Origin of the sequence: Turicibacter faecis, from assembly GCF_037076425.1 — a bacterium.
GTDB classification, from domain to species: domain Bacteria; phylum Bacillota_I; class Bacilli_A; order MOL361; family Turicibacteraceae; genus Turicibacter; species Turicibacter faecis.
On the sequence record NZ_AP028127.1, the window covers coordinates 1,632,073 to 1,642,579 of the forward strand.

11 protein-coding genes and 1 tRNA gene are annotated in these 10,507 nt (G+C 37.6%); 1 reads left to right on the top strand and 11 read right to left on the bottom strand.

The window, feature by feature from the left end:
• Window positions 1-8: 8 nt before the first annotated feature.
• The 7 genes from AACH31_RS07780 to AACH31_RS07810 form a co-directional block, all read right to left on the bottom strand.
• Complete coding sequence (locus AACH31_RS07780) at window positions 9-497, bottom strand: hypothetical protein (protein ID WP_161830768.1); 489 nt, start codon at window positions 495-497, stop codon at window positions 9-11.
• Entirely contained in the window at window positions 487-936 is a 450-nt protein-coding gene (locus AACH31_RS07785; RefSeq protein ID WP_161830767.1) for a DUF4430 domain-containing protein, read from the bottom strand. Before AACH31_RS07785 ends, AACH31_RS07780 begins: the two co-directional genes overlap by 11 nt.
• Window positions 937-1,181: 245 nt before the next feature.
• Complete coding sequence (locus AACH31_RS07790; protein WP_161830766.1) at window positions 1,182-1,985, bottom strand: hypothetical protein; 804 nt, start codon at window positions 1,983-1,985, stop codon at window positions 1,182-1,184.
• A gap of 102 nt (window positions 1,986-2,087) precedes the next feature.
• Window positions 2,088-3,062, bottom strand: a complete 975-nt coding sequence (locus AACH31_RS07795; protein ID WP_161830765.1) for an aldo/keto reductase — start codon at window positions 3,060-3,062, stop codon at window positions 2,088-2,090.
• A 49-nt stretch (window positions 3,063-3,111) separates the two neighbouring features.
• Window positions 3,112-4,092 (bottom strand): 5'-nucleotidase, encoded by a 981-nt coding sequence (locus AACH31_RS07800; RefSeq protein ID WP_161830764.1) that lies wholly within the window; start codon window positions 4,090-4,092, stop codon window positions 3,112-3,114.
• Window positions 4,093-4,172: 80 nt separating this feature from the next.
• Window positions 4,173-4,871: a 5'-nucleotidase gene (locus tag AACH31_RS07805; RefSeq protein ID WP_161830763.1), complete on the bottom strand. Its 699-nt coding sequence runs from the start codon at window positions 4,869-4,871 to the stop codon at window positions 4,173-4,175.
• A 240-nt stretch (window positions 4,872-5,111) separates the two neighbouring features.
• On the bottom strand, window positions 5,112-5,423 hold the full coding sequence (locus tag AACH31_RS07810; protein ID WP_161830762.1) for a DUF1540 domain-containing protein: 312 nt from the start codon (window positions 5,421-5,423) through the stop codon (window positions 5,112-5,114).
• A 277-nt stretch (window positions 5,424-5,700) separates the two neighbouring features.
• Here AACH31_RS07810 and AACH31_RS07815 point away from each other — a divergent pair, with 277 nt between their 5' ends.
• On the top strand, window positions 5,701-7,059 hold the full coding sequence (locus AACH31_RS07815) for a sodium-dependent transporter (RefSeq protein ID WP_338617357.1): 1,359 nt from the start codon (window positions 5,701-5,703) through the stop codon (window positions 7,057-7,059).
• A gap of 220 nt (window positions 7,060-7,279) precedes the next feature.
• On the opposite strand, the gene AACH31_RS07820 is transcribed toward AACH31_RS07815, so the two are convergent.
• From AACH31_RS07820 to AACH31_RS07835, 4 genes are all read right to left on the bottom strand, one after another.
• Window positions 7,280-7,465, bottom strand: a complete 186-nt coding sequence (locus AACH31_RS07820; protein WP_161830760.1) for a hypothetical protein — start codon at window positions 7,463-7,465, stop codon at window positions 7,280-7,282.
• Between the two features lie 499 nt (window positions 7,466-7,964).
• Window positions 7,965-9,002 (bottom strand): patatin-like phospholipase family protein, encoded by a 1,038-nt coding sequence (locus AACH31_RS07825; protein ID WP_161830759.1) that lies wholly within the window; start codon window positions 9,000-9,002, stop codon window positions 7,965-7,967.
• Window positions 9,003-9,251: 249 nt separating this feature from the next.
• On the bottom strand, window positions 9,252-10,151 hold the full coding sequence (locus AACH31_RS07830; RefSeq protein WP_161830902.1) for a cation diffusion facilitator family transporter: 900 nt from the start codon (window positions 10,149-10,151) through the stop codon (window positions 9,252-9,254).
• A 234-nt stretch (window positions 10,152-10,385) separates the two neighbouring features.
• Window positions 10,386-10,469, bottom strand: a tRNA-Leu gene (locus AACH31_RS07835).
• Window positions 10,470-10,507 lie beyond the last annotated feature (38 nt).

The following is a 10,507-nucleotide window of genomic DNA, read 5'->3' on the forward strand; positions in this document are numbered from 1 at the left end:
TTTTTTACTCAGACTCTTTTCATGACCTTAGATAAAATTGGAAGTAAAAAGATTGTAGCCAGAAAAGTGCTCACACCGTTTCCAACAGACGTCTGAAATCCCAATAATAAGTGTATCCCTAATGCCCTACCTGTCATACCACTTAAGAAAATAAAGGGAAGGTCAATCAGAGTCCCCGATAAAAAGGCACCTAAAAACCCTAAACACGCAACAACATATTCTGACCTTAGACGCCGGCCAATCAAATGATAGATAATCGCGTAGGTTGGAAAAATAAGCACATACATCAGCGTCCATGGTTGGGCTCCATAAACAAGAACAATGAGTAAACACGCGATTAAGACAGATAAAATAGCTTGTCGTTTAGGTAAAGATATCCCATAAAGTAAAACGGTAAAGTTAAACAGTTCGACATAGAGGACCAGTGAGCCACAATGATAAATGATAAATAGCAAGGAAGCCAAAGCGGAAATCCTCGCAAGCTCTCTAACCTTCATTTTCGCCCCCTAGCAGGGAACTATAGTGGAAAGTCACCTCATCTTTATCAAAAAGGGGAAGTTGATCAGCACTAGGGGCCTGACCAAGAGGCATGACGATTCCCTGCTCTTTTGACTCATATTGATAAAGCCAAAAAGGACCCGAGGGACCATTGTCTTTCGCACTCAAACCTAAAATTCCTGTAATGTATAGTCCGTATTTAGATTCCTCAGCCTCTAACTGTAATGCTTCATGATTTTCTCTTAAAAATTCACCCAAGGAACTTGCATTTGTCTTAAACACTTGATGATCAAGTAAAACCGATGAGGTTTGTTCATCAATTACCGTGAGAACAAGCTCCTTTTCTTCTCGTTCACCATCAGTTGGCGAGAAGGTATAAGTCAACGTAACCCCGATCACGATAACCGCGAAAGCGATAAGTATCTTTTTGAAGTTCAACACAGTCACATCCTCTCCTAAAATAAAACATTTGACCCTAAACTCCCTTATTATAGCGGAACAACGAAATATACACAATAATAAATACTTTTTTCAATCAAACTGTATGTTTATTGAAAAAGTGAACCATACTAAAGTTGGTACACTTTCATATTTTTCAATGTGTCACCGGGCGATGAGGCGCTTGTGTTGACGATGAAATGCTTCCTTCAAAAAAACACTGATGGGATTTTCAGTGTTTTTTTCTATTCCTCTTTAAAGTATTGATCAAGACGAACATCATAGACAACACGCACCCATTGTCCTTTATCCTGATACGTGTAACTCACCCGTTTAAATTGATAATCCTTCCATTTTTTCTTTGATAAATTTGACGTTGTTAATAGGGAGCTTTGTTGATTCCCCCCAATTTCTAATGGGTGATAAAGGGTATGGGTCTCACCTAAATCGTCCTCAAATGTATACATTATATTTTGAATCGCATGTGAAGAATTGTTCTTTAAATACGTTTGAAGCTTAACCCCTGCCCCTTCCGGTGCAAACGTTGGATTAACAAATTCAATATCGTCAACTTTTACCTTAGGGTTAATCGTCTCGCGTTCAGTAGATTCACTATACGTATAAAAATCGCGTCCGACATCATACATCACCACGGTCTCTTGATTCTCCTCATCAATCATTTTAATAGTAAAGCGAGTCTTTTTTAAATCTTTCAATTTTAGACTCTGTGGCCCAACGCAGCGAATCCATCCGCTCGTATCCCCAGGTTTTAACGTATCCTGGGTCACAATGGTCGTATGTTGCCCATCTTTTAGTTCAACCTCAATGGTCACACCTTGAACCGTGTGTTTTGAACGATTTTTTATTTTTGCTTGATAAACGGCTACCTCGCTTCCTTCTTCTCGTTCAAGTGATACATCAACTAGTTCAATTTCTTCAATCTGAATATAATGACGATTCGCCTTCCCGTCCTCTGCCTCCATCTCACATCCAAACAAAACCAAGATTAACATACATGCGAACGTAAGATATATCCATTTGAGTTTCATCCCTTTTCACCCCTTTTTAGCCTTTACTATTAAAATGACCCTAAATCTTTTTTTTATACTCACCACAAATATAAAAAGGTAGGAACATCGGTTCCTACCTTTTTATAACAAATGCTTTCCTAATCCACTATTATATAAATGATACCACTGCTCTTTAGTTAACGAGATACGTGTTGCCTCACAAGCAGCCTTTATACGCGATGGGGTCTTTGTTCCCACAATCGGCTGAATATGAGCCGGATGGCGAAGTAACCAGGCAATCATAATAGCCTCAAAACTAACCTCGTATTCCTTTGCATAACGTTCAATCGTTTGAACTAATGTAGGATACACTTCTCTCCCTTCCTTCGTTGCTAATTGCCCACCTGCAAGGGGAGACCAAGCTTGAATCGTTAATTGATTCAAACGGCAATATTCAAAGGTTCCATCATTTCGATAATTTCCGGGATTCACTGCACAATTTACGTTTAATCCCTCGTCAATAAGTTGAGACTGAACTAACGAAAGTTCTAATTGATTCGTCACAAGCGGATCACTTAAATACGATTGTAATAAAGCTATCTGGGCTGCATTATGGTTACTCACCCCAAAATAACGGACCTTTTGTTGTTCCTTTAAATCACGAAATGCTCTCGCTACCTCCTCAGGTTCAACTAAGGCGTCGGGACGATGAAGTAATAACGTATCTAAATAATCCGTTTTCAAACGTTTTAAAATACCATCAACCGACTTCATAATATAAGCATAACTTAAATCATAGTGGGGAGCAGAGCCCATAAATAAGTCATCCGCCAATCGAATCCCACACTTAGATTGAATATAAATTGACTCTCGGTCCACAAGATTAGCCTCCCAAATCGCAGAAAAGGCGCTTTCCGATTTGCCATTTTTATAAATATCCGCATGGTCAAAAAAATTAATTCCTTGCTCAAGTGCTGCCTCTACCGCTTTAACAGCTGTTATTTCGTCTTCTTTTGTCATCCCTTCACTCTTATTCCAAGATCCCCCTAGTCCCATACAACCGAGGGCAATTTGAGATACCATTTGGTCACTCATTCCTAGTTTAAATTTTTCCACGTCTCATTCCCCAATTCTTTCTCTATTTTTATTTCATCTGCTCTCCTCATCATTCACCATGATATGATTCTTCTGTCGCCCCTTCATGATGTTCCTGAACGGATGGTTCCTGTTGTTCCTGATTTTGATTCAATTGATTTAGCATAGAATCTGATTTATACGGAACACGTCCCGACGGAATCAATTGAGAAGCTGGTCCCACGTGATGATCTTGATCATCAAAAAAGATATGAGCATTAAAGGCCTTCAATACTTTATCCTTTGCAACCCCTCCTAGGAAGAACATCTCATCAACCTTACATCCCCATTTACGTAACGTTAAAATAACGCGTTTATGCGCTGGAGAATTTCTAGCCGTAACAATCGCGATTTTGACAAGCGTATCTTCTTTTTCTTTTATTTTCGATAATGTTTTTAAAAGTTTGGCGAATGGCCCTTCATTCATTGCATTTTCCGCATTTTCATTTTCATTTTCATAAAAGGCCTCCAATCCCTTTTGCTTATAAATTAACTCCGATTCATCCGAGAAAACAACAGCATCTGCATCGAATGCAATACGGATTTCTTTTTGATTAGGGTGGTAATCTCTTGGAGTATCATAAACAAGTGCTGCTGCAACCCCCTGATCAATGGCATCTTGAACTTCCTTTTCATTTCGTGATAAAAACAGATCAATATTAAAAGCTCCTAAATAAGGATGTTTTGCCTCACCCCCAGTAAATGCCCCACGTACAATATCTAACTTATACTCTGCAATACTATTAAATACTCTTAAGGCAGTTTCCGGACTATTACTTGATAAAATAATCACCTCAACGATAGGCTCTTCGAATTTCTCATTTAAACCTAGTAACGCCTCCACCAATGGAAAGGCCGTTCCTTTAGCTAAAACAGTATTCTCATTCTCTATTTGATAACGCGTATAGGCCTCAATTCCTTCTTTTTCAAAAATCGTATTTTCATATTCTAAATCAAATAATGCTCGACTTGAAATTGCCACAACTAACTTGTCACTTAAATCATACGCCATCTCAATCACCTCTTTTTACATTTTATGGGATAACCACTTAACCTTATTATAGCGATTTCTTTTTACTTTATCAACTCATGCTAAAAGGCAATATTTAAAATACACTCTGCATTAGGGAGAGGTTTGAGCGCCTCTTGAGAGCAGGCGGAAAAATAAACCGTCGGCGAATAGAGTTCAATTAAATCCTCTCCCTTTCCTGATGCGATAAAACACATCGCATTAATCTTACAATTTGATTCTTTAAAAAGTTCTAGCACCAGTCGGTCAACACTACACGTGCGTGTCGTCATTAATTCAACCGATATCGGATACTTTTGTTGCTGTAAATATCCAATGAGAGGCAACCACTTTCCAAGGCCCGGATACGTTATCTCATCTAAAAATAACCGATGATCAAAAATAAAACTTAAGGTTTCCTTATATCCCTGTCTCGTCAAAAGTCCAGAAAGAATTCCGCTTTCTTTCATCTGCCTAATACCTTTTTCATCAAATGACAAATAAACCTCAACTTCAAGCGCGTGTAAATATGAAACCGTCGACTCCCCCCCGGTAAAAATAAGCTGATTAATATTTAACCCGTAATAAGATAAACTGTCAAAAACGATAGAGGAAATGGATGGATCGTGCATGGAGAAGACAAACAATTCAACAACTTGATGATTTAACCCCATCAACCGCTGACAAAAAGGCAATAAAAGGCCTGGATTATAACAATTGTGTTCATTAATCTGCATCTCAAAAATAGCATCTAAATCTACGCCAATATTCAATCTCTCCATCTATTTTCGCTCCTCTAAACTATGTATCATAGTATATGATAGCCCCTCTCTCCTTTAGAACATCCATTTAAAAATATCTGTCATGGCTAAGCATTTAACCTTACTTTCGCGAGTGACTAGCAGTTTTGTGAAAAAAACTCATGACGGCTACTACAATATAAAAAAGCCTAAGACGTTTTATAACTCTAGAATAAATCGCCTTAGACTCATGAAAAATTTTAATGACGTTTACAATCTCTATTATTGTTCAAATGTTTCACAACTTGCTGTTACTTCGTTAATTTGAACATCATGCGCATGACATTTATGCTTTTCATTATGTTTGCATTGGCATGCTCCGCATTTAATATTAGTTACGCCTGCTTTTTTAGGTGCTGCATTAAATTCCATTGCAAATTCAGCGTCTGCTCTTAAATCTTGATCGGCAAAACTTTTACACATGGTTTCATCTGTTGTCACCGCGTGTGCACCACGTACATTTACCACACCCGCATAACAGTTTCCGTGATTATCATTATGTACACAATTATGTGCTCCACATTTAATTGCCATGTTAAAACCTCCCATTTAAATAAATAACCTCACGTACATTATCTTCCCTTTTTTTTTTACTTTTTATTCTTTGAACTCTCTATATATTCGACAAAAAAACGTTTTATTTTCAAAAGCATCGCCCTTTTCAAACCTTTTATGAAATGCTAAAATAGACTCACTTTTATGAATTTAAACCATGAAGTAGGTACTGTAGGTGGGTAGGTTTAAAGAAGTATAAAAGGAAAGAGGAGTGACATGAAAAAAGATGTCAAGTAGAATGGTAGGAGGTTTTTTTATGAGTCAAGAAACAATAACACAAAAGCGTGATGGATTTAGTTCACGGTTTGGATTAATTGCCGCCGCTGCAGGATCCGCAGTTGGTCTAGGTAACATTTGGAAGTTCCCTTATATTGTTGGAGAAAATGGGGGATCTGCTTTTATTCTCATTTATTTAATTTCTATTCTCGGAGTAGGGCTTCCTGTACTATTAGCAGAATTTATTATTGGACGACGCGGTGGAGCAAACGCCGTGCGATCATTTAAAAAATTAGCACCAAATACGAAATGGCCTGTTATTGGATGGTTGGGTATCATTGCCGCTTTTATGATTCTTGGATTTTACACCGTTATTGCAGGATATACGATTCACTACTTTTTATTAAGCTTAACAAACGCTTTTTCGGGCATGTCTTCTGAGCAAATTACCCAAACTTTTCATCATTTTTCATCGGGACATACGCCTATTATTTATACGATTATATTCACTCTCTTAGCAGTTGTCGTTCTATTCGGTGGAATTAAGGATGGTATTGAAAAATATACTAAAATTTTAATGCCAGGACTAGTTGGAATCATTATCTTACTTGTGGTGAGAGCTATTACACTTCCTGGTGCAGCTGAAGGGTTAAAATTTTTATTTAAACCTGACTTTAGTGAAGTGTCGATAAATTCTATTTTAGACGCACTCGGTCATTCATTCTTCTCTTTAAGCGTCGGGATGGGAACGATGTTAACTTATGGATCTTACATTAGTAAGAAGGAAAACTTATCAACGGTGACTTGCTCCATAGCCGTGGCCGATACGATGATTGCTCTACTCGCAGGGGTAGCTATTTTTCCGGCTGTCTTCGCATTTGGAATTGATCCAACGTCCGGACCAGGTCTTGTATTCATTACATTACCAAATGTCTTCTTACAAATGCCAGGTGGAAATATCTTTGGGGCCCTCTTCTTCTTACTCTTATTTATCGCCGCTTTAACCTCTGTTATTTCGATCTTTGAGGTTATTATTACGTATGTGACCGAAGAGCTAAATGTTAATCGCCAGAAGGCCTTAAAATTAACCAGTATTGCCGTCATCATTATCGCAATCTTCTGCTCTTTATCACAGACACCAAATACAACCCTTTCTTTTAATGGGAATACATTATTTGATTGGATGGATTTATTATCGGCTAATGTGATTCTGCCGATTGGAGGGTTGCTTATCATTAGTTTCCTCGGATTTATCATGAAAAAAGATGAAGTAGCCGATGAATTACAGCAAGGGGCCTGCTCCATTAAAACAACGATGATTTATTTAACAATCACTAAATTTATTGCACCGCTTGCGATTGCTATTGTCTTCTTAACAGGAATCCAAGCCCTCTTTTAATAAAAAGCGAATTTATACGGTATGAAGTCTCTATTCAACGGGACTCATACCGTATTTTTTTGAATGCGTTTGGTATTATAAGAGGTTATGGGCGATGCTTGAACTTAGGCTTAGGTAAAACACAGGCTAAGGGATAGTTACGCCTAATACGACGACTGCATTTATGATTAACAATCCATCCGTATTTGTTAAGTAATGCCTGTTTAATTCTTCTTACACCCTAGATCCCATTCGAATCATTAAACACGTCTAAAATTAAACGATAAAACTCCTCGTCACGATCAACACGGGGTGTAGCATATCTTTTTAAGCAAGTATAATAGCCTGATGACGAAACAAAGGTTAAGCTAAATAAGACGGCTAAGGGAAAGTTCTTTGGCATGCTCATGAATAAATTCAAATTCATCTTGTGTCCTTAGCCCCCCTTTTTTTCTCTTGATTGACTTTTTTAATAATAAATGGTGTTCACGTAAATATTCCACTTCTTTTTCAAAGATCCTCAGTTTTGTTTTAGGACGCCCTGTGGCCTTTTTGCCTCGTTAGTCAATGAAAGCCAGTTCACCTTGATCCTAATAAACTTTCGCCCAAACATAAATACGCTTTGGATCTTGGATTTTCAATTGTTCACAAATAAAGTTTAACGGCATGAAGTTTTAATTCCTTGGAATAAGTAAAGTGGCGATTAATCTTGTTGGCTTGCATAAGAAAAAGTACCTCCGTAGTAGACCCAAAAGCGATTCTATCATCATTGATAGTGTCGCTTTTATTTTTTTGTCTACGATGAAGGTACTAGACCCTATCTCTTCTTCATTCCTTTTAAAAGTGCCCCTTTTTTGAGGTGTTTGACTACCTATAAAAAGAAGAAGGTGGTGTAAAACTAGCCCCCAATTCTTCTTTACCATTGATTATTTTGAGACTTTTAAGTCGTGATTCAGACAAAGTTGACGAACAAAACTTTTCAATTGTTCATCATACTCTTCAACCATCCGCTCTCCTACTGCCTCTAGCGCCAAGATATTTTTTATACTTACATCATCCATGGCATGGCTCACTCCAAAACTTCCTAAATTCGGTTCAATTCGAACATATTGACTTCGAATATGATGGCGTTGATAAAGTTGTACCAATTGATGATCGACCGTTTGTGACCCTACTGAGCCATAAATATGAATTAGCGGAACAATCCAGCCGACTTTTCCCCATCTTTTAGAATGCTGATACTGATAAGTTTGATCCCTTGCCCCTGTTCCAAGAGATAGAATCATAATATCATCTGTATCGGAATATCCTTCAAATTTACACGCCTCAATATACGCACATAATGTTGGGTTATTCGCAACCAATCCCCCATCTATAAACGTGTGTGAATGATGATGGACAGGGTTTAAGACATTTTTTACCGGAAAATAAGTTGGAGCAGCTGTTGAGGCCCGAATGACATCTTTAACAAGTAAATCACGGCTCTTATCTTTAATAGCCGTTACTTGATTGAAAAATACCGCCTTCCCGCTTTCAATATCATAACTCGGGATTAAACACGGTTTTAATAGCTCCGATAGCCTTAAATCACCTATATATTCGGTAAGGATGTCCTCTAACCGATTCTCTTTATATAACGGATTTAGCAGCCCAAAGTAGTCAAAAAACTTTGTTTTCCAAGAACGTTGAAATAATTTGGCCCCTTCATTTAAATATAAATCTAACGCTTGCTGGGCTGTATATTTGGCCATCTTCCTCTCACCATCACTTGGGCATAAATAGAGCCCTGTTAAAATACTCCCTGTACTTGTTCCCGCGATTAAATCGAAATAATCACTAATTCTTGCTTGAGGATTTCGACTGTACTCCTGCAACAACTTCTCCAATCTTACTAAAATTTTTGCAGGAATGATTCCGCGGATTCCTCCCCCATCAATCGATAAAATACAGATTTTCTTTTTCACGTAAACTCCCCCTTTTCACATCAGATTTAGCCTACTATTAACTATATGCATTAAAACAAAAAAATACAGTTTTCTCCGTCTATATATACAAAATTGCCATTTGCATCTTATTCAGATACCTAAAAACCACGTTTTTCCCGCTTAAATCATAAAAATCAAACCCATAGAAGCCACACCACTATGCGTGTCGTTCCTATGGGTTTGATAAGACTCCCCTCCTAAATAGACGAGATGAATGATCGGGTTCATTTATAAAATATCTGGCAATAACTCAATATAAAAATCGTTGAACTCTTCCGCCAATGAAACCTCCAACAAATCTTGGACTTTTGAATAGAGTGTAACAGATATAAATTCATCCATCGGTAAAATATAAATTGAAATCCACACTTTTCTTCCCGTACGAACTACATCATAGGTTGCTTCTTCTAATCCATAATACGTTAAAATAGGTTCACATTTTTCCTTGATAATCCTCATTGTTTCCTCTTCCGGGGCCATTAAGAAAATATCTCTCATAGCTGTTACAACGGCACGGATAGGTAGGGGTAATACAAAAAATGATAAAAAAATGGCAATCACCTGATCTAAATAGGGAAGCATGCGCTCAAGCCATGGATGATGAATTAACGCTGGCAAGAAAAAAGCAAGGGCCATTCCAAAACTAGCCACCGCATCAATCGTCCACTCCATAATTTCTGTTCTTAAAATTGGCGAATTCGCCAAACGATTCATCCTTCTTAAAATTAACATCACGGCTCCTCCAAGAACCGTCGCAAATAACTCAAAGTAGGCAATCGGTAAAAATTGAACATCTCGTCCGCCGTGAAACATAATCTGAACATTATTTACGATTAATGCAACGGTTACCGAAACAAGAACAAATCCCTTAATCGCAATAAATAATGACTCAACTTGAGAATAACCATACGGCTGTTTTTCACTCACTGGTTTATAAAGAAGCGGAACTAATTTTAATGAAAATAAAATCATAACAAGCTCCGACGTATCATAAACCGAATCCATTAAAACAGCCTGAGACTTTGATAAAATAGCGACTAAGAGCTCAACTAGTACAAATAAAATACCCGCTCCTAAAGAAATCTTTAATGCAACCTGTTCTTTTTTCTCTTCTAGGCGTCTATTCATTTCTTTCACAACTTTCCTTTTCTACAATCTATATTGAATTATACTCGCCTCATCAAGAAAATTTGATTTTTTCTTTTTTCTATTTTAAAACAAAAATAGACAATACGACCTCTAAGTTATCCTCGATTTCTATGGTTATGATTGAACCGCTTAGAGATCTTCAATTTAAAGCTATTTCCGTGAATATGAAAACGCAAAAAAGGCGTCCCTGAGGACACCTTTCATGATATAAATTGGTGCGGGTAACAGGAGTCGAACCTGCACACCGAAGGTACTAGAGCCTAAATCTAGCGCGTCTGCCAATTCCGCCATACCCGCCATTCACTTACATTTTTATTATACCAAATTTGAGGTAA